The sequence below is a fragment of the Prodigiosinella aquatilis genome (assembly GCA_030388725.1).
In the GTDB taxonomy this organism is placed as follows: Bacteria; Pseudomonadota; Gammaproteobacteria; order Enterobacterales; family Enterobacteriaceae; genus Prodigiosinella; species Prodigiosinella aquatilis.
Genome location: CP128857.1, coordinates 3602012 through 3621637, shown reverse-complemented (window position 1 = coordinate 3621637; position 19626 = coordinate 3602012). Strand labels below are relative to the sequence as shown.

General features: G+C 47.2%; 19 protein-coding genes, 6 tRNA genes and 2 other RNA genes. 20 read left to right on the top strand and 7 right to left on the bottom strand.

Annotation, left to right across the window (positions count from 1 at the left end; genetic code table 11):
* Window positions 1-62: 62 nt before the first annotated feature.
* Window positions 63-446 (bottom strand): autonomous glycyl radical cofactor GrcA, encoded by a 384-nt coding sequence (grcA, locus tag PCO85_16820; protein ID WJV52858.1) that lies wholly within the window; start codon window positions 444-446, stop codon window positions 63-65.
* A gap of 367 nt (window positions 447-813) precedes the next feature.
* Between grcA and ung the strand changes: the two genes are divergently transcribed.
* Window positions 814-1503 carry a uracil-DNA glycosylase gene (gene ung / locus PCO85_16815; protein ID WJV56117.1) on the top strand — a complete coding sequence of 230 codons (690 nt, stop codon included), beginning with the start codon at window positions 814-816 and terminating at the stop codon, window positions 1501-1503.
* A gap of 93 nt (window positions 1504-1596) precedes the next feature.
* On the opposite strand, the gene PCO85_16810 is transcribed toward ung, so the two are convergent.
* From PCO85_16810 to gltX, 3 genes are all read right to left on the bottom strand, one after another.
* Window positions 1597-1672: transfer RNA gene (locus PCO85_16810), tRNA-Ala, on the bottom strand.
* 40 nt (window positions 1673-1712) lie between these two features.
* A tRNA-Ala gene (locus tag PCO85_16805) sits at window positions 1713-1788 on the bottom strand.
* A gap of 268 nt (window positions 1789-2056) precedes the next feature.
* A complete protein-coding gene (gene gltX, locus PCO85_16800; GenBank protein ID WJV52857.1) occupies window positions 2057-3472 on the bottom strand; it encodes a glutamate--tRNA ligase in 1416 nt (471 codons plus the stop codon).
* A 266-nt stretch (window positions 3473-3738) separates the two neighbouring features.
* Here gltX and PCO85_16795 point away from each other — a divergent pair.
* The 7 genes from PCO85_16795 (at window position 3739) to PCO85_16765 (ending at window position 5142) form a co-directional block, all read left to right on the top strand.
* Window positions 3739-3814: transfer RNA gene (locus tag PCO85_16795), tRNA-Val, on the top strand.
* Window positions 3815-3865: 51 nt separating this feature from the next.
* Window positions 3866-3941 (top strand) — tRNA-Val (locus tag PCO85_16790).
* A 41-nt stretch (window positions 3942-3982) separates the two neighbouring features.
* Window positions 3983-4058 (top strand) — tRNA-Val (locus tag PCO85_16785).
* A gap of 7 nt (window positions 4059-4065) precedes the next feature.
* A tRNA-Lys gene (locus tag PCO85_16780) sits at window positions 4066-4141 on the top strand.
* 43 nt (window positions 4142-4184) lie between these two features.
* Window positions 4185-4311: non-coding RNA, RtT sRNA (locus tag PCO85_16775), on the top strand.
* A 43-nt stretch (window positions 4312-4354) separates the two neighbouring features.
* Window positions 4355-4481, top strand: a non-coding RNA gene (locus PCO85_16770) — RtT sRNA.
* A gap of 226 nt (window positions 4482-4707) precedes the next feature.
* Entirely contained in the window at window positions 4708-5142 is a 435-nt protein-coding gene (locus PCO85_16765; protein WJV52856.1) for a DoxX family protein, read from the top strand.
* 225 nt (window positions 5143-5367) lie between these two features.
* On the opposite strand, the gene srmB is transcribed toward PCO85_16765, so the two are convergent.
* On the bottom strand, window positions 5368-6693 hold the full coding sequence (gene srmB / locus PCO85_16760; GenBank protein WJV52855.1) for an ATP-dependent RNA helicase SrmB: 1326 nt from the start codon (window positions 6691-6693) through the stop codon (window positions 5368-5370).
* Between the two features lie 132 nt (window positions 6694-6825).
* On the opposite strand from srmB, the gene PCO85_16755 reads away from it, so the two are divergent.
* A complete protein-coding gene (locus PCO85_16755; GenBank protein WJV52854.1) occupies window positions 6826-7569 on the top strand; it encodes a tRNA1(Val) (adenine(37)-N6)-methyltransferase in 744 nt (247 codons plus the stop codon).
* A gap of 48 nt (window positions 7570-7617) precedes the next feature.
* Here PCO85_16755 and nadB read toward each other — a convergent pair whose 3' ends face one another.
* Window positions 7618-9219 carry an L-aspartate oxidase gene (gene nadB / locus PCO85_16750; protein ID WJV52853.1) on the bottom strand — a complete coding sequence of 534 codons (1602 nt, stop codon included), beginning with the start codon at window positions 9217-9219 and terminating at the stop codon, window positions 7618-7620.
* Window positions 9220-9591: 372 nt separating this feature from the next.
* On the opposite strand from nadB, the gene rpoE reads away from it, so the two are divergent.
* From rpoE to acpS, 11 genes are all read left to right on the top strand, one after another.
* Complete coding sequence (rpoE, locus tag PCO85_16745; GenBank protein ID WJV52852.1) at window positions 9592-10167, top strand: RNA polymerase sigma factor RpoE; 576 nt, start codon at window positions 9592-9594, stop codon at window positions 10165-10167.
* 50 nt (window positions 10168-10217) lie between these two features.
* Entirely contained in the window at window positions 10218-10871 is a 654-nt protein-coding gene (gene rseA, locus PCO85_16740) for an anti-sigma-E factor RseA (protein WJV52851.1), read from the top strand.
* The gene (gene rseB, locus PCO85_16735) at window positions 10871-11824 is read left to right on the top strand and encodes a sigma-E factor regulatory protein RseB (GenBank protein WJV52850.1); all 954 of its coding nucleotides are present in this window, start codon (window positions 10871-10873) and stop codon (window positions 11822-11824) included. The genes rseA and rseB overlap by 1 nt, the downstream gene beginning before the upstream one ends.
* Window positions 11825-11826: 2 nt before the next feature.
* Window positions 11827-12294 carry a SoxR-reducing system protein RseC gene (gene rseC, locus PCO85_16730; GenBank protein WJV52849.1) on the top strand — a complete coding sequence of 156 codons (468 nt, stop codon included), beginning with the start codon at window positions 11827-11829 and terminating at the stop codon, window positions 12292-12294.
* Window positions 12295-12563: 269 nt separating this feature from the next.
* A complete protein-coding gene (gene lepA / locus PCO85_16725; GenBank protein WJV52848.1) occupies window positions 12564-14363 on the top strand; it encodes a translation elongation factor 4 in 1800 nt (599 codons plus the stop codon).
* Between the two features lie 16 nt (window positions 14364-14379).
* A complete protein-coding gene (gene lepB / locus PCO85_16720; protein ID WJV52847.1) occupies window positions 14380-15348 on the top strand; it encodes a signal peptidase I in 969 nt (322 codons plus the stop codon).
* Between the two features lie 181 nt (window positions 15349-15529).
* A complete protein-coding gene (gene rnc / locus PCO85_16715) occupies window positions 15530-16210 on the top strand; it encodes a ribonuclease III (GenBank protein WJV52846.1) in 681 nt (226 codons plus the stop codon).
* Window positions 16207-17112, top strand: coding sequence for a GTPase Era (gene era / locus PCO85_16710; GenBank protein ID WJV52845.1), 906 nt, complete (start codon window positions 16207-16209; stop codon window positions 17110-17112). Before rnc ends, era begins: the two co-directional genes overlap by 4 nt.
* 11 nt (window positions 17113-17123) lie before the next feature.
* Window positions 17124-17870 (top strand): DNA repair protein RecO, encoded by a 747-nt coding sequence (gene recO, locus PCO85_16705; GenBank protein ID WJV52844.1) that lies wholly within the window; start codon window positions 17124-17126, stop codon window positions 17868-17870.
* Window positions 17871-17942: 72 nt separating this feature from the next.
* The gene (gene pdxJ, locus PCO85_16700) at window positions 17943-18674 is read left to right on the top strand and encodes a pyridoxine 5'-phosphate synthase (GenBank protein WJV52843.1); all 732 of its coding nucleotides are present in this window, start codon (window positions 17943-17945) and stop codon (window positions 18672-18674) included.
* On the top strand, window positions 18674-19054 hold the full coding sequence (gene acpS, locus PCO85_16695; protein ID WJV52842.1) for a holo-ACP synthase: 381 nt from the start codon (window positions 18674-18676) through the stop codon (window positions 19052-19054). The genes pdxJ and acpS overlap by 1 nt, the downstream gene beginning before the upstream one ends.
* A 16-nt stretch (window positions 19055-19070) precedes the next feature.
* Here acpS and PCO85_16690 read toward each other — a convergent pair whose 3' ends face one another.
* Window positions 19071-19331, bottom strand: a complete 261-nt coding sequence (locus PCO85_16690) for a YfhL family 4Fe-4S dicluster ferredoxin (GenBank protein ID WJV52841.1) — start codon at window positions 19329-19331, stop codon at window positions 19071-19073.
* Window positions 19332-19626 lie beyond the last annotated feature (295 nt).

The window sequence follows — 19626 nt, the reverse complement described above, 5'->3', positions numbered from 1 at the left end:
TGGCATTAAATTTAAGGGAGCGTATATCCGCTCCCTTGTCATCAATAATACCAATACGGTTATTACAGGCTTTCTGTGAAAGTACGAGTAATAACGTCGCGCTGTTGTTCTGGTGTCAGTGAATTAAAACGTACAGCATAGCCAGATACACGGATAGTTAGCTGTGGATATTTTTCTGGATGTTTGACCGCATCTTCCAGCGTTTCACGGCGCAGAACATTCACATTCAGATGCTGACCGCCTTCAACGCGAACTGTTGGTTTGATATCTAACGGAATTTCGCGATATTCAAACTGGCCCAGCTCACTGACTGTCACGATTTGGTCTTCGCTATAGCCGGATTTTGCACATACACAGCGAGCCTGGGACTTCTCTTCATCCAACAGCCAGAAAGAATTAACCAGGGTATTGTTGTTTGCTTTGGTGATTTGAATACCAGTAACCATAATTGCCTCCGTAAAGCGGCGTTATATTATCTAAAATAAAAATGCGGGCAGTCAGTAACAAACCAGCGGTTTGTTTTTAACGATAAAGTAAAATTGACTGAATCTGTCTTCCTGTATACCAGCCAATTTACTGTGTCACTTTGATATAAATCAATTTTCAAAGAGCGCCGTGGTCACAGCTATTAGCAATTATTTGTTTTATATCAATTTTAGCCTCTTTTGGTAAATGCAAAAAAATTTGTAAATTTTCAATTATTTTTCAAGTGTGTGGTCGATAGCCACCAATATGTCGGTTATGGTTTTACCTGACAGTGATTGACCGGTAAGCTACATAATCAGGATTCACTGATTGGATAACGGATGCATGATGGAAAGCTCCTTTACCTGGCACGATGTGCTGGCCCAAGAGAAACAACAACCTTATTTTATTAATACGCTCAAATTCGTTAGTCAGGAACGCGCTACTGGCAAGGTGATTTATCCGCCGCAAAAAGATGTTTTCAACGCATTTCGTTTTACCGAATTTAATCAGGTCAAGGTCGTTATCCTGGGGCAAGATCCCTATCATGGACCTAATCAGGCGCATGGACTGTCATTCTCGGTCCGTCCTGGAGTACCTGCGCCACCTTCATTGATGAACATCTATAAAGAACTGGCGAATGACATGCCCGGATTTAAAATACCGACACATGGGTTTCTGCAAAGCTGGGCACAGCAGGGTGTGTTGCTCCTTAATACTGTTTTAACGGTTGAAGCGGGTAAAGCGCACTCCCATGCCAATCTGGGATGGGAAACATTTACCGATAAGGTGATTGAAGTATTAAATGCCCATCGGGAAGGGGTGGTGTTTTTGCTATGGGGATCTCATGCGCAAAAGAAGGGCAATATGATTGATTGCCAGCGTCATCATGTTTTGAAAGCGCCTCACCCGTCACCACTTTCTGCTCATCGTGGCTTCCTGGGGTGTCGACATTTTTCGCAAGCCAATCAATTTCTTGAGCAACAAGGCATTACGCCCATAGACTGGATGCCGAGTCTGTCTGAAAATCAGGAATGATTGATACCGCCTTCGGGTAACGAGGGCATTCTGATAGAAGTGTCGTGGTGGCAGACAGATAATTTAATGAGCAAGAGAGATACAACAAGGAATTGGTGGAGCTAAGCGGGATCGAACCGCTGACCTCTTGCATGCCATGCAAGCGCTCTCCCAGCTGAGCTATAGCCCCACATATGTGGATGGTACTTCAGGAAATCCAGACCGTGATTTGGTGGAGCTAAGCGGGATCGAACCGCTGACCTCTTGCATGCCATGCAAGCGCTCTCCCAGCTGAGCTATAGCCCCATTCCTGACACAATATCCGTGTGAACGGGCCGCATGATATGCAACCGCATGTATAGTGTCAACGGCTAAATCCATTTCTGCAACTGACCGCTGAAAAAGGCGTCAACGTTTTGTTTGCAGGCAATTTCATCCTTTGGTTTGAACTCACATAAAGGAAACACGAGGATAGTGTTTTTGAAAGACACCATTCCTCGTGTCAGGCACAACTGTATATTACGGCTTCTGGTCAAGCATGATGACGCAGCCAACTGAGTTGTTTAATCCGTTTTTATAACTGCGCTTCGCGTGCGGCGATAAAGTCCAATGCGCGGTCGATTCTCGCCAGAGTGCGCTGTTGTCCCACAGCATGAACCGTCACGTCTACGCCGGGAGACTGGCCTGCGCCCGTTACGGCCACACGCAGTGGCATGCCCACCTTTCCCATCCCCTGCTGCAATTCATCTGCCGTTCCCTGGATGGCATGATGAATGTGCTCTGGTGTCCATTCGCTGATCGCCGCCAGTTTGGCGCGTACCCGCTCTAATGGTTGACGTGCAACTGGGCGCAGATGTTTCTTGGCCGCGTCGGCATCAAATTCGTCGAATTCCTCATAGAAGTAACGGCATGAAGCTGCCATTTCTTTTAGTGTTTTGCAACGTTCGCCCAACAAGACCACCAGTTGGCTGAGTTGTGGACCGCTACGAGTATCAATCCCAGCTTGTTCGATATGCCAGGACAAATGTGTTGCGACATACTCTGGCGGTAGATGATTAATATAATGATGATTCAGCCACTGCAATTTCTCAGTATTAAATGCACTGGCGGATTTGCTTACCGCATCTAGCGAGAACAGTTGCTTCATTTCCTCAATGGAAAAAATTTCCTGATCGCCAGAAGACCAACCCAGGCGAACCAGATAGTTCAGCAGAGCTTCCGGCAAATAGCCATCATCACGGTATTGCATTACCCCAACCGCACCATGACGTTTGGATAACTTTTTGCCGTCGTCACCAAGAATCATGGAAACATGAGCATATTCCGGTACCGGTGCACCTAACGCTTTCAGAATATTAATCTGTCGAGGCGTATTATTGATATGGTCTTCACCACGGATAACATGGGTGATTTCCATATCCCAGTCATCAATCACCACACAGAAGTTATAGGTTGGCGATCCATCGGTTCGACGAATGATCAGATCGTCCAGTTCCTGATTACTAAACTCAATTGGCCCGCGAATGCGGTCATTAAAAATAACCGAGCCCTCTTGCGGATTGCGGAAACGAACAACGTGTGGCTCATGCTCATCATGATGTTGGTGAGAGTCACGACAACAACCGTCATAGCGTGGCTTTTCACCATTTGCCATTTGCTGTTCGCGTAATGCTTCAAGACGGTCTTTAGAGCAATAGCATTTATATGCGGTTCCATTTTCCAGCATCTGATCGATGACAGCATTGTAGCGGTCAAAGCGTCGAGTCTGATAGTACGGCCCTTCATCCCAGTCCAGGTTCAGCCAGTTCATGCCATCCATAATGGCATTAATTGCTTCCTGGGTAGAACGCTCCAGATCGGTATCTTCAATACGTAATACAAATTCGCCATTATGATGACGGGCAAAAAGCCAGGAATAAAGAGCGGTACGAGCACCGCCGACATGAAGATAACCAGTAGGACTGGGCGCGAAACGGGTTTTTATTTTCATTGGAATTACGGCCTTATTACGCGATGGCTGTTAGTGAATCGACACAAGTTCATAATTAAAAGTGAGCAATATTCTACCACTCTACCTTAATTCCTCAACGCTATAACACACCTGGGTGACGCCTATATTTGACAAAATAGGCGAGAATTCTACGGCAATGTCCAGAAATACGACATCTTGTTTAATTTTACAACGAACAGCTATTTTCGTTTTAAAAAGCGTTGACTCACTTTGAACTATCCCTATAATGCGACTCCACACAGCGAGGGTGATTAGCTCAGCTGGGAGAGCACCTCCCTTACAAGGAGGGGGTCGGCGGTTCGATCCCGTCATCACCCACCACACTTTTATAAAGTGTTCCCCCTGTGTAAGAGATTAAAAATATTGAGAAGTGGGTGATTAGCTCAGCTGGGAGAGCACCTCCCTTACAAGGAGGGGGTCGGCGGTTCGATCCCGTCATCACCCACCACTTCTCAAGCAGTTCAAATCTCTGAATGTATTATCAGAAGTGGGTGATTAGCTCAGCTGGGAGAGCACCTCCCTTACAAGGAGGGGGTCGGCGGTTCGATCCCGTCATCACCCACCATTTCTGCGGGTCGTTAGCTCAGTTGGTAGAGCAGTTGACTTTTAATCAATTGGTCGCAGGTTCGAATCCTGCACGACCCACCAATTCTATATGTGGCCTCTTTCGTTATAAATTCACTGTTATTCCATAGTGCACGTGTCGTGCGGGTGAGAAGCTGCGCTCAGGTTCGAGCCGAGCGGATGCGAGACAACAACGCGCCAGCGTTGGCCCGTAGGGTGAGGCCAGAGGCCGAATTATCCTGCACGACCCACCAATTCTATATGTGGTCTCTTTCGTTATAAATTCACTGTTATTCCATAGTGCACGTGTCGTGCGGGTGAGAAGCTGCGCTCAGGTTCGAGCCGAGCGAATGCGAGACAACAACGCGTTAGCGTTGGCCCGCAGGGTGAGGCCAGAGGCCGAATTATCCTGCACGACCCACCAGTGCCATATGTGATCCCTTTTGTTATCAATTCGCTGCCACCATTCTTAATGTTCTGTTTCCTGTCATTCTTTGTGTTTTTTCTCAGCGGCTATTTTTCAACTATTATTCTCTATGACACAGTTTTTTTGACTAGCTATATCAAATATATTGGTTTTTTATCTGAACAGGAAATGACGACACTAGTGCTGTTTATACAAACCCATTTCCCTCATAAAGGATATAAAAATGATTTCTCAAGCCAACAAGTGGTTCTCTCAGTTAACCGATCATCCTGATGCGGGGAAATTATTGCTGCGTTTAACTATTGGCATACTGCTGCTTTTCCACGGGGTTGCCAAGATTGAACACGGTGTGAGTTGGATTGTGGGAATGTTGCAGGAGAATGGTCTACCCGGCTTTATTGCTTATGGTGTTTATATCGGAGAAGTTGTTGTTCCGGTACTCATTATTCTTGGTTTGTTTACCCGTGTTGCGGGTGCTATTTCCGCTATAAATTTGTTAGTGGCCACGTTGTTGGTGGGGATGGGAAGATTTTTCACCATAACTCAGGTTGGTGCTTGGGGATTGGAAGTTGAAGCACTTTACTTCCTGGCCAGCCTGGTCATTATGCTGATGGGTAGTGGGCGTTACTCAATCACGTCAAACGAAGATTATCGATAGGCTGGATGAGGGAAACGCTCGTTTAGGCCGGTTTCTAATTGCTGACAAATGCGTAAGCGGATTATAAAACGTAGCAAGTACATCCTTGTAAGCTTAAGCCGCGCCATCCCTCTGGCGCGGATACTTTACTTCTATCACTCATTATCACCGTTCTGATTCGGCACATAGATTGATCAACGGTCTGAAGGGAGCATCGGCTCCCTTTTATTTTTATGGCTATAATGATCAACTTTCAGTCGGTTTTTCCATCTTGTCAGCGGGCTGACGACGTTTACCAACATTTTTACTATCGCGGTGGCGAATTTTTACCTTTACTTTCTGCTTATCTTTCTCTTTCTGTTCTTTGCGTTTGGTCAACACTTTTTTGGATGGCTTTCCGGTCACGTTGTCGTTTGGTGCCCGTGTGCTGGGACGTAGTTCATCCACCACGCGAGGCTTTAACGGTTCATTCAGATAACGACTGATTTTTCCCAGCAGCAGGTGATCGTGGGCTTCAACCAGCGATATTGCACATCCTTTGCGACCTGCACGGCCAGTTCGGCCAATGCGGTGTAGATAGGTATCTGCGGTGCGTGGTAAATCGAAGTTAAATACATGGCTGACATCGTTAATATCGATGCCTCGAGCAGCAATGTCAGTTGCAACCAGTACATTTACCCGCCCCTCGCTTAAACGCTTGATCGCCTCGTTTCTTTTGGCCTGGACCATCTCGCCTTCCAGATAACAGGACTGAATACCGGCTTCATGCAACCATCCAACCAGCTCATGAACACGTTCACGTTTGCGCACAAACACAATAGAACGAGTAACATCCGGTTGTTGCAACAAGTGGCGTAACAGGGCGGTTTTGTGTTCAAGATCATCGGCACGGTAGTACCATTGCAGAATCTTTTTACGTTCCCGGCGTGAAGGATCGGACTCTATTTCTATCGGATCATTCAGCAGACGTTCGGCAAAATCCTGAATGGCGTCGCCTTCCAGTGTGGCCGAGAACAGCAGCGTTTGCTTGCGCCAGCGTGTTTCACCGGCAATGTGCTCGATATCCTGTGCAAAGCCCAGTTCCAGCATGCGATCAGCTTCATCCAGGATCAGCGTTTCGACTGCCCGGCAGTCAAAATTTTCTTCTTTAATGTATTGCAGCAATCGCCCGGTGGTCGCAACCACAATGTCCTGATTTTCACTAAACACTTCGGCGTGGTTCATATAGGCGACGCCACCAGTGATCGTGGCTACATCCAGATGCGTATGTGCAGCCAGCAGGCGAGCCTGGTCAGCAACCTGCATCGCCAGCTCGCGGGTTGGCGTCAAAATTAGAACCCGAGGCGGCCCTGATTTTTTCCGTGGAAAATCGAGTAGATGCTGTAGAACCGGCAACAGATAGGCAGCGGTCTTCCCTGTACCTGTTGGTGCGGAGCCCAGTACATCTCGCCCTTCCATCGCTGGGGGAATAGCGGCAGCCTGAATTGCTGTCGGGCGCTGAAAGCCTATGTCACGCAAGGCATCAAGCAGGCTTTCGTCAAGATCAAACTCGGAAAAATTGGTTGCAGTCATTGTCTACCTCTGTTCGGGGCGGTGATTATAGACGCATTGGCCTGGTTGTTCATCTGTTTAAGCTGCGATGACTACTTTTCCTCGACTTGAGATTCTCTTATGCTACCCCGGTTTGGTACGGAATGACGAATAATGAAGCATCAAGACAGTAAATCAGGATTGCGGTCCGGTGGTTTTACCTTTAAGCAATTTTTTGTTGCGCACGATCGTTGTGCGATGAAAGTCGGAACCGATGGCATAGTCCTGGGCGCGTGGGCACCGTTGCGATCTGTGGGCAGAATATTGGATATTGGCTGTGGTTCTGGCGTGATTGCCTTAATGCTGGCTCAGCGTAGTGGGGGAGCCGTCCCTGTTGATGCAGTTGAACTGGATGCAGTGGCCAGTCAGCAGGCAATGGACAATGTATCTACATCACCGTGGTCTGACACGATTAATATTTATCATGCTGATATTACTCGTTTTATGCCTGCTACTACTGCGCCATATTCGCTGATTGTCAGTAATCCGCCGTATTTTGCCCCTGGTGTGTCCTGTCGAACGGAACAGCGTGCGCAGGCGCGTTATACCACAACGTTGACGCATGCAGACTTATTGAACTGTGCTCATCGACTCTTGGTTGATGACGGATTGTTTTGTGTCGTATTGCCCCACCAGGTTGTCGAGGAATTCCTGAATAATGCCCGTGATGGCGGCTGGTATCTCAGACAGCGCACGGATGTGGCGGAATATGCATCTCGGGCTGCTCATCGAGTGTTGCTGGCGCTCTCTCACCAGCCGGGTGCCGTGATAGAAACATCACTGGTCATCCGCGATGACCACCAATGTTATTCCGTCGCTTTCCGAACGCTGACCCAGGATTTTTATTTGTTTATGTAGGTTGAGAACAGCGAGGCTCAATGCCCCGCCTTTCTCTCTACAAGGGGATTATGGATGCAAAATCGTAGGTTGTGGTGTGTCTGAGCGCTCGGGGTAATCGAGCGTATAATGCAATCCGCGGCTTTCTTTTCTTTCCAGCGCACAACGGACGATCAACTCGGCAACCTGAACCAGGTTACGCAATTCCAGCAGGTTGTTGGAAATACGGAAATGTGCATAGTATTCATTAATTTCATGCTGTAACAGATTGATGCGGTGTAATGCCCGTTCCAGTCGCTTGGTGGTTCGAACAATACCGACGTAGTCCCACATGAAAAGCCGCAGCTCATGCCAGTTATGCTGGATAATGACCTGCTCATCAGAGTTGTCCACCTGACTTTCATCCCACGATGGCAGCTGATCGACTAATTGCTTGCTTGGCAGACGCTTAAGAATGTCTTCAGCCGCTGACCAGCCATAAACCAGACACTCCAGCAGTGAGTTGGAGGCCATCCGGTTGGCGCCATGCAATCCGGTGTAGCTAACTTCACCAATGGCATAAAGTCCGTTCAAATCGGTTCTGCCTTGCTGATCTACCACTACGCCACCACAGGTATAGTGTGCGGCGGGAACTATTGGGACCGGTTCTTTGGTCAGATCGATACCCAGTGACAGTAATTTTTCATAAATGGTTGGAAAATGATGAGTAATGAATTCCGCAGATTTATGGCTGATATCCAGGTACATACAGTCAGCCCCCAAGCGCTTCATTTCGTGATCGATAGCGCGGGCGACAATATCTCGGGGGGCCAGTTCGGCACGTGAATCAAAGTCGGGCATAAAGCGGCTGCCATCAGGACGTTTCAGGTAAGCACCTTCACCACGTAGGGCTTCTGTAAGCAAAAAATTCCTGGCTTGCGGATGAAACAGGCAGGTGGGATGAAACTGGTTGAATTCAAGATTGGCGACCCTGCATCCTGCACGCCATGCCATGGCGATACCGTCACCGGAAGAAACATCTGGATTGGTAGTGTACTGATACACCTTGGCGGCACCACCACTGGCCAGTACGACTGTTTTAGCCTGGCAGGACTCGACGACTTCCTTTTCCCGGTTCCAAATGTAAGCGCCTACCACCCGTTTATGGCCTGCTAGCCCCAGCTTGCTGGACGTGATCAGGTCAACCGCATTACAGCGCTCCATCAGCGTGATATTGGGATGTGCGAGAGCTTTACCAACCAATGTCGTTTCGACTTCTTTGCCCGTGGCATCGGCAGCGTGCAGAATGCGTCGATGACTGTGACCCCCTTCCCGGGTTAAATGGTAACGAGCTTCGCCATGAGGGGAGTTTTCAGTATCAAACAATACACCCTGGTCAATCAGCCATTGAACACAGTGTTTGGCGTTGTTGGCAATAAAGGATACTGCCTCGCGTTCACACAGACCATCACCAGCAATCAATGTATCTTCAATGTGGGAGTCGATACTGTCTGTTTCATCAAAAACAGCGGCGATCCCGCCCTGGGCATAAAAGGTGGCGCCTTCGTTCAATGGCCCTTTGCTGAGAACCATCACTCTGGAATGCGGGGCGAGGCGAAGTGCTAGCGAGAGTCCCGCTGCTCCGCTGCCGATGATGAGGACATCGCAGTCGTGTTCAGTAGTTGAATTCATGATGAGTGTTGTTTAGTTTATAAAACAGTAAAACGAATCCTAGCACTAGATAGGTTATTTATGCAGCCTTTTTGTTCATTTTGTTAAACATACTCTGAATGTGATGCTAACCCTCTATCGCAGCGTGACTTATGGTGCCAGAACTGTGGTTTTGGCGTATGATTCGCTCTGAAATGGGGTGCAAATGAGAAAAGATAGTGTGAACTATTGTGTATCCCAGAAAATTCAATGAAGTAGTCATTAAAATAAACGTCATAGCGCGGAACTTTATTATTCAATTACACTCCAAGCGTGAGCTTGCTCTGATTTCAGTGAATAGCTGGCAGTACTTAACATAGGCGTGGAGACGGGTTTGGGGAGATATTACCTCGGATGAGCGAGCAGTTAGCGGATCAGGTTCTGGTTGAGCGGGTCCAGAAAGGAGATCAGAATTCGTTCAATTTACTGGTTATTCGTTACCAGCATAAAGTGGCGAGTCTGGTATCCCGTTATGTTCCTCCGGGAGACGTGCCGGACGTAGTGCAGGAATCCTTTATCAAGGCCTATCGTGCGCTGGAGTCTTTTCGTGGCGATAGTGCTTTTTACACTTGGTTGTACCGTATCGCGGTGAATACGGCAAAAAATTACCTGGTAGCGCAGGGTCGGCGACCTCCCTCTAGCGATGTGGACGCCAACGATGCTGAAAATTATGAAAATGCCAGTGCATTGAAAGAAATATCGAACCCTGAGAATTTAATGTTGTCAGATGAGTTGCGAAGAATTGTTTTCCGTACCATAGAGTCACTGCCTGAGGATTTACGTTTGGCAATTACTCTGCGTGAACTGGATGGACTAAGCTATGAAGAGATAGCGTCCATAATGGATTGCCCGGTCGGTACTGTTCGGTCGAGGATTTTCCGCGCTCGGGAAGCGATTGATAATAAAGTACAACCACTTATTCAGCGTTAGCTTGTTCTTGGCGCTAACAATGGCGGGTTTGACAAGGTAAGGGTGTAAGTATGCAGAAAGAGAAACTTTCCGCTCTAATGGATGGCGAAGTAGTTGATAATGAACTGCTGAGTGCTTTGTCGAAGGATGACAAGTTACAGCAAAGTTGGCAGAGTTATCATTTGATCCGCGATACATTACGTGGTGATGTCTGTGATAACGTAGTGAACATTGACATTGCCGAACGGGTAGCCGCTGTGCTGAAAAAAGAGCCGCTGCGTCTTATTTCTCACACAGTACCTGATGTTCAACCACATCCACAAACCTGGCATCGATTGCCGTTCTGGCACAAGATTCGTCCGTTTGCCAGTCAACTGACTCAAATTGGTGTTGCCGCCTGTGTTTCTCTGGCAGTGATTGCTGGTGTGCAACACTATCAGCAAGGTAATGTGACGCCAGAAAGCACTGGAGGGACACCGGTGCTGAGTACGACACTGCCCATGTTAGGTGCCGCATCACCAGTAAGTCTAAGTGTCCCGGCTGAAAACGGTGTCGCACATGGCGGACAGCGTCAGATGCAGGCGCAGCATGAGCGTATTAATGCGCTGTTGCAGGATTACGAATTGCAGCGTCGGGTTTATTCCGATCAGCTTCAGCAACCTGACGTTCAGCAGGCCGCAGTGCAAGTACCTGGGACTCAATCATTAGGAATGCAACCGCAGTAATGAAGCGCTTTTGGTTTGTCGCATGCATTTTTTTTGGCAGTCTGTCTTATTCTTCTATCGCTCTGGCGCAGAATGACTCCAGAGCGATATTGCAGCAGATGAGCAGTGCCAGTCAGTCATTAAATTATGAAATGTATTTCATCAATGTTTCCCACTTGGGAATTGATTCCCTGCGTTATCGCCATATTATTCAAGACAAGGATACACTGGCACAATTGATCCACCTCGACGGCCCTCGTCGGGAGATTCTGCAACGTGGCAATAGTATTATCTATCACGAAGCTGATATGGAACCTTTCACGTTGTCGGGTGAACATATTGTGGATTCTCTACCTGCCTTGATGTTCGCTGATTTCCAGCATTTGTCCGGATACTATGATTTCATTCCCACTGGGCGTATACGGCTTGCTGACCGTCAAGGGGACGTTATTCGTATTGTATCCCGTGATGGTACGCGTTTTAGCTATGTAGTCTGCCTGGATTCTGAGACAAAATTACCTCTGCGTGTCGATTTGCTTGACCAGAATGGTGAGATGCTGGAGCAGTTCCGGGCCATTTCCATTGTCGTGGGTGACAATATTCAAAAACTCATGGCACCATTGAAAAATCTTAAGCAGCCACCATTACTTAGTCTATCGACTAAAACGTCGGCAAATTTTAACTGGGTGGCTGAATGGTTACCGATGGGAGTAGAAGAGATTTCTCGTAATCAACATCTGTTGTCAGGTGTTAATGTTCCTGTTGAGTCGCGGTTTTACAGTGATGGTTTGTTCAGTTTTTCTGTGAATATCAGTCCGGCTAGTGAAACAGCTCGCTCTGAGCGAAATGCATTCGTTGGCCGTCGGACAGTGCATACAGAAATCCGTGATAACCATGAAATTACCGTCATTGGTGAGCTACCGTTGGCTACGGCTAAACGTATCGCAGATAACATTATTTTTAAGGCACAGTAGTAATGATTAAAGAATGGGCGACTGTGGTTTCATGGCAAAGTGGTATGGCGCTTGTGCGTTGCGAACCGCGTTCTGGCTGCGGTAGCTGTCAGTCGCGCACGGGGTGTGAATCGGGGGCGTTGAAGGCACTGGAGAGTCCAGAGCACCAATTACTCATCCCTTATCAACAGCCGCTTCAGTCGGGACAACGCGTGGAAATTGGTGTCGCAGAGAGTAGTTTGCTTCGTTCCGCCGTATTGATGTACCTGTTTCCCTTGCTGGGATTAATGGTCGGTGCGGGTGTGATGCAAGCATTGTATGGCAATGACATACTGTCTATCACCGGAGCATTGGCAGGTGTGATGATGAGTTTTTGGGCAGTACGGCTCTGGGCTGACAAAATAGGTGAAAACAGCGATTATCAGCCGGTGATCCTGCAAGTCTCCTTGCCGGAATCTTTATTGCGGGTTGAATCTTTTCCCACCCTTTGAATACAAGAGATGGAATGCTTGTATGACATGCATCTTCGGTATTAATTTCAACAGCCGCTCAGTTTTTTACAGCTTCTTTCATCTTATAACTCGGGTATCTTCGATAAAGCAGTCATAATCGTGGGTAATACTCAGTCCATGACTAGGTTTTCTACCATCCGACATGTAGAATGCTGCGGTTCAGGTATAGGACAACGGCTATGGTTGTCACCTAATGCACGTGCCATCGGCAAGAATTTCAGGAATACCAAGGTAGAAAAACTTTTATAATGAAGCATATACGAAATTTCTCCATTATTGCTCACATCGACCACGGTAAGTCGACGCTATCTGACCGCATTATTCAAATTTGCGGTGGCTTGTCCGAACGAGAAATGGCGGCACAAGTACTGGATTCTATGGATCTGGAACGTGAACGTGGTATTACCATCAAAGCCCAGAGTGTGACGTTGGATTACAAAGCATCCGATGGTCAAATTTATCAGCTTAATTTCATCGATACGCCTGGACACGTTGATTTTTCTTATGAAGTTTCCCGCTCATTGGCAGCCTGTGAGGGCGCCTTGTTGGTGGTAGATGCCGGACAAGGGGTAGAGGCACAGACGCTGGCCAATTGTTACACGGCAATGGAAATGGATCTGGAAGTGGTTCCGGTCTTGAATAAAATCGATTTGCCTGCCGCCGATCCTGATCGTGTTAGTGAGGAAATTGAAGATATCGTGGGCATTGATGCTACCGATGCGATTCGTTGTTCTGCCAAAACCGGTGTGGGCGTACCTGAAGTGCTGGAACGTCTGGTGCGGGATATTCCCCCGCCAGAAGGTGATCCGGAAGCAGCGCTGCAAGCGCTGATTATCGACTCCTGGTTTGATAACTACCTGGGGGTAGTTTCACTTATACGCATCAAGAACGGTATGTTGCGTAAAGGTGACAAGGTCAAAGTGATGAGCACCGGTCAGGTTTATAACGCTGAACGGCTAGGGATCTTCACACCGAAGCGGGTTGACCGGGAAGTATTGAACTGCGGTGAAGTTGGCTGGCTGGTTTGTGCTATCAAAGATATTCTCGGCGCACCGGTCGGAGATACCCTGACTCTGGCCCGTAAACCGGCAGAAAAGGCACTGCCGGGTTTTAAAAAAGTAAAACCACAGGTTTATGCCGGACTTTTCCCAATCAGTTCCGATGATTATGAAGCTTTCCGTGATGCACTGGGTAAACTCAGTCTGAATGATGCGTCATTGTTCTATGAGCCGGAAAGTTCCACTGCACTGGGCTTTGGTTTCCGATGCGGTTTCCTCGGCCTTCTGCATATGGAAATCATTCAGGAACGTCTGGAGCGTGAATACGATCTGGAGTTAATTACTACGGCTCCGACCGTTGTTTATGAAGTTGAAACCACTGGTAATGAGGTCATCCACGTTGATAGCCCTTCCAAGTTACCGCCGGTGAACAATATCCAGGAATTACGCGAACCTATCGCCGAGTGTCACATGCTGCTGCCACAGGAATATCTGGGCAATGTGATCACATTGTGTATCGAGAAACGTGGTGTACAAACCAACATGGTGTACCACGGCACTCAGGTAGCTTTAACTTATGACATCCCGATGGCAGAGGTGGTGCTGGATTTCTTTGACCGTCTGAAATCAACCTCGCGTGGATATGCCTCTCTGGATTATAGCTTCAAGCGTTTCCAGGCCTCTGATATGGTGCGGGTGGATGTGCTGATTAACAATGAACGTGTGGATGCGCTAGCGTTAATTACCCATCGTGATAATTCTCAGTATCGGGGGCGCGAACTGGTGGAAAAAATGAAAGAACTCATTCCCCGCCAGCAATTTGATATTGCTATTCAAGCTGCAATCGGTAACCACATTATTGCGCGTTCTACGGTTAAACAGTTGCGTAAAAACGTGCTGGCCAAATGCTATGGTGGTGACGTAAGTCGTAAGAAAAAACTGCTACAGAAGCAGAAAGAAGGTAAAAAACGCATGAAGCAGGTCGGTAACGTTGAACTGCCGCAGGAAGCGTTTTTAGCCATTTTACATGTTGGTAAAGAAAGTAAATAAATTCTGAGGAGTTGGCATGGCCAATATGTTTGCCTTGATTTTGGCATTGGCGACACTGGTTACCGGTGTTATCTGGTGTTTTGAACGCTTTAGATGGGCGCCGGCGCGGCGTGCAAAAGTGGCGGCATTGAGCCATTCGTCCGATGGTACAATCGATCAGAAAACGTTATCAAACAACTTGAAACAGCCAGGTTGGATTGAAACTTGTGTGTCGGTCTTTCCTGTACTGGCATTGGTATTTATTGTTCGTTCATTTATTTTAGAACCGTTTCAGATCCCGTCAGGTTCGATGATGCCGACGCTGTTAATCGGCGATTTCATTCTGGTCGAAAAATTCGCTTATGGAATTAAAGATCCCATTACGCAGACGACATTAATTGAAACGGGTCATCCTAAGCGTGGTGATATTGCGGTTTTTAAATATCCCAGAGATCCTCGACTGGATTATATCAAACGAGTGATTGGTTTACCGGGTGACCGGGTTAGTTACGATCCGATTACCAAGCAGGTAACAGTACAGCCAGCCTGCTCTGGACAGCAACATTGTGACAAGGCGTTGGCAATTACATACAGCGATGTTCAGCCGAGCAATTTCGTTCAGACATTCAACAGTACCGATCATGAAGTAAGTAGCGGTTTCTATCAGATTCCTGTTGGTGAAAGTAGTGACGGTATTCGTATGAATACCCGTGAAGAAACGTTGGGTAAGGTAACGCACCATATCCTGACGGTGCCAGGTGCTCAGGATCAACTCGGCCTTTATTATCAGCAGCCACATCAGCCTTTAGGAACCTGGGTTGTTCCTGCCGGACATTATTTTATGATGGGCGATAACCGTGATGACAGTGCTGATAGCCGTTATTGGGGATTTGTGCCTGAGAAAAATCTGGTTGGCAAAGCAACGGCTATCTGGATGAGTTTTGAAAAACAAGAAGGCGAATGGCCAACGGGTGTCCGTTTAAGCCGTATTGGCGGTATTCATTAATTCAACGAGATAAACACACAGCATATTTGTGTGTTCCGTTGTAGAATATTCCGAATAAATAAACGCAGGCTCCCGGTCGGGAGCCAATGCAAACGAAACAGTTTTGATTATATATTCTCAGTAAAGCAGGATTGTTCCGTATGCTGTTGTTTTAAAAGTATTATTGAGCTATTGGTAACACATGAACCCCATCCTCATAAATCGTTTACAAAAAAAACTAGGCTATACTTTCCAACAATATGACTTGTTATTGCAGGCGTTGACTCACCGTAGCGCCAGTAGCAAACATAATGAACGGCTGGAATTCCTTGGGGATTCTATCCTGAGTTTTGTTATTGCCAATGCGCTTTATCATCGTTTCCCTCGTATAGATGAAGGGGATATGAGTCGGATGCGGGCAACATTGGTACGTGGTAATACACTGGCGGAGATTGCCAGGGAATTTGAATTGGGCGAATGCCTGCGTTTAGGCCCTGGAGAATTAAAAAGCGGTGGTTTCCGGCGTGAATCCATTCTTGCCGATACGGTTGAGGCACTGATCGGTGGTATATTCCTGGACAGCAGTATCCAGATGATAGAACAATTGATTCTTCAATGGTATCAGACCCGTTTGGATGAAATCAGTCCAGGTGATAAACAGAAAGATCCCAAGACCCGGTTACAAGAGTTTTTGCAGGGACGGCATTTGCCACTACCGACCTATCTGGTTGTGCAGGTACGTGGTGAAGCACATGATCAGGAATTCACCATTCATTGTCAGGTGAGTGGGTTTAGCGAGCCGGTGGTTGGCACCGGTTCAAGCCGCCGAAAGGCTGAACAGGCTGCGGCAGAGCAAGCGTTGAAAAAGCTGGAGATTGAATGAGTGAAGAACAGACATACTGCGGCTTTGTCGCTATTGTTGGACGACCCAATGTAGGTAAATCAACCTTGCTGAATCAATTATTGGGTCAGAAGGTGTCCATTACCTCGCGTAAGCCACAGACTACCCGCCACCGTATCATGGGCATTCACACCGAAGGCCCTTATCAGGCGATTTATGTCGATACACCTGGACTTCATATTGAAGAGAAACGGGCCATCAACCGTTTAATGAATCGTGCTGCCAGCAGCTCAATCGGTGATGTTGAGTTGATCATTTTCGTAGTGGAAGGTACTCACTGGACAGACGATGATGAAATGGTTATCAATAAGCTGCGTGATCAAAAAAATCCGGTAGTGCTTGCCATCAATAAAGTGGATAACGTGACGGATAAAACCAAACTGTTACCTCATATTCAAATGCTGAGCCAGAAAATGGATTTCCTTGATGTAGTACCGATTTCTGCGGAAAAAGGGACTAATGTTCAAAATATTGCCAGCGTTGTTCGTAAACACCTGCCAGTTGCTGAACACCATTTCCCTGAGGACTATATTACTGACCGCTCTCAACGTTTTATGGCATCAGAGATTATTCGTGAAAAACTGATGCGTTTTCTCGGTGAGGAGTTGCCTTATTCAGTTACGGTAGAAATTGAGCGTTTTGTGACGAATGAGCGAGGCGGCTATGACATCAATGGCCTGATTCTGGTAGAGCGTGAAGGTCAGAAGAAGATGGTGATTGGCAGCAAAGGTAGCAAGATAAAAACGATTGGTATTGAGGCTCGACAGGACATGGAACAGATGTTTGAAGCCAAAGTTCATCTGGAACTGTGGGTCAAAGTGAAGTCGGGCTGGGCGGATGATGAACGTGCGCTGCGCAGCTTGGGCTATACTGACGACCTATAAGGGCCTTGCCTATGGAGGGCTGGCAGCGCGCATTTGTCTTGCATGGGCGACCTTATAGTGAAACCAGTTTGTTGCTGGACCTGTTTGCTGAACATGATGGTCGAGTCCGGGTGTTGGCCAAAGGCGCTCGCGCTCGACGTTCAAATCTGAAAGGCTGTCTTCAGCCTTTCACTCCTTTATTGGCCCGTTGGAGTGGGAAGGGGGAAGTGAAAACGCTGCAAAGCGCCGAACCCGTTTCGCTGGGATTACCCTTGACTGGCAGCATGTTGTACAGCGGGTTATACGTTAATGAATTACTATCCCGTGTTTTAGAGCATGAAACTAATTATTCATCGCTTTTCTTCGATTACCTTCACTGTCTGCAACAATTGGCCTCATTAGCGGGGTCTCCCGAACCTGCACTTCGTCGTTTTGAATTAGCGCTATTAGAAAGTCTGGGATATGGTGTCGATTTCCTGCATTGTGCAGGAAGTGGCGAGTTTGTGGCAGAATCAATGACCTATCGTTATCGCGAGGAAAAAGGGTTTATTGCCAGCCTGATTATCGATAACGCTAGCTTTACCGGCAGAGAATTACAGGCACTGGCTGCAAGGGAATTTCCTGATATAGCGACGTTGCGTGCGGCAAAGCGTTTTACTCGTATGGCGCTAAAACCCTATTTAGGTGCTAAGCCGCTAAAAAGCCGGGAACTGTTTCGCCAGTTTATTCCCAGGTCTTCTACACCTCCTGTACATGGCGGTGAGGACGAGCAAAAGTGAACAGGTATTCTTGGTGTGCAACATAGGTGTAAACTCTGCTTTCTGTTATGTACTATTTTTCAAGGATAAATCATGGCTGAGTTGTTGTTGGGCGTAAATATCGATCATATTGCCACGTTACGTAATGCCCGGGGAACGCCTTACCCCGATCCGGTTCAAGCCGCTTTTATGGCAGAGCAGGCTGGTGCCGATGGTATTACTGTTCACCTGCGGGAGGATCGTCGTCATATATTGGATCGTGATGTTCATATTTTGCGGCAGACTATCCAGACCCGGATGAATCTTGAAATGGCTGTTACAGAAGAAATGCTGACTATCGCTTGTGAGCTGAAACCTCATTTTTGTTGCCTGGTGCCGGAAAAACGTCAGGAAGTGACAACTGAAGGTGGTTTAGATGTGGCTGGTCAGCAGGAAAAAATGGTTGATGCGGTAGCCAGACTGAGCTCCGCTGGTATCTTGGTTTCTTTGTTTATCGATGCTGATCATATGCAGATCGATGCAGCAGTTGCCTGTGGTGCACCTTACATTGAAATTCACACTGGTGCCTATGCGGATGCCGAAGAGGACGCAATACGTCAGCGTGAATTTGCAAGGATCCGCGAAGCGGCTACTTACGCTGCCAGTAAAGGATTAAAAGTGAATGCTGGCCATGGTCTGACTTACCATAATGTGCAGCCTATCGCCGCACTGCCCGAAATACATGAGCTGAATATTGGTCATTCAATTATTGGCCGTGCAGTGATGAATGGTTTGTCCGCTGCTGTGGTGGAAATGAAGACCCTGATGCGGGAAGCCCGTCGTTAATGGCTATTCTGGGACTGGGGACGGATATTGTTGAAATTTCGCGCATAGAGGCGGTAATTGCCCGTTCAGGTGACCGTCTTGCCCTGCGTATTCTTAGTGCGGAAGAGTTGAGTAATTATAAGACACATTATCATCCAGCCAGATTTCTGGCTAAACGCTTTGCTGTAAAAGAAGCAGCGGCGAAAGCATTCGGTACAGGAATTCGTAATGGGTTGGCATTCGCCCAGTTTGAAGTTTTTAATGATTCATTGGGGAAACCTGGGTTGCGCTTTCGTGATCGGGCCGCAGGCCTGGCGATACAAATGGGGATTAAGCAGGTTCACGTTTCATTGGCGGATGAGCGCCACTATGCATGCGCTACGGTAATTATTGAAGACTGACTGACGGATTGCCATTCTATATTTTATCTGCGTGATGTAACTGTACAAATTTTTCCCAGAGTTGCTCGTTACTTTCCTGATTAGCCGGATCTTTAAGGATGGTATTATCGATGGGGCATACTGTTTGACAGGTCGGTGTTTCATAGTGGCCTATGCATTCCGTACAGCGTTCAGCTGCGATTTCATAAATATCTACCCCCATAGAAATAGCTTGATTAGGGCACTCTGGTTCACACATATCACAATTGATACATTTCTTGGTAATCAGTAAAGCCATCTTTTTTCCCTTTCTTCGATCTGGGCGCAGATTATACTCTGCCTGAACCGGACTGCACACGTTGAACTTTGTTTACGGAATGAGTAGTGGTCGGTCAACGGAGGAAAGTAGTCATTATTTGCGCAACTAATATATGCATTATTCTGAATTGTTACTATGATTCGATGTATAACACATGCTTGTGTATAGCCGTTTGATATGGTTAACTAATTGTTTTACATGCAATGTGTCCGTCATGTTATCAATGTAATGTAAATCACATTATGGCTGTATCCTGAATCAAGTTTTTCAGAAT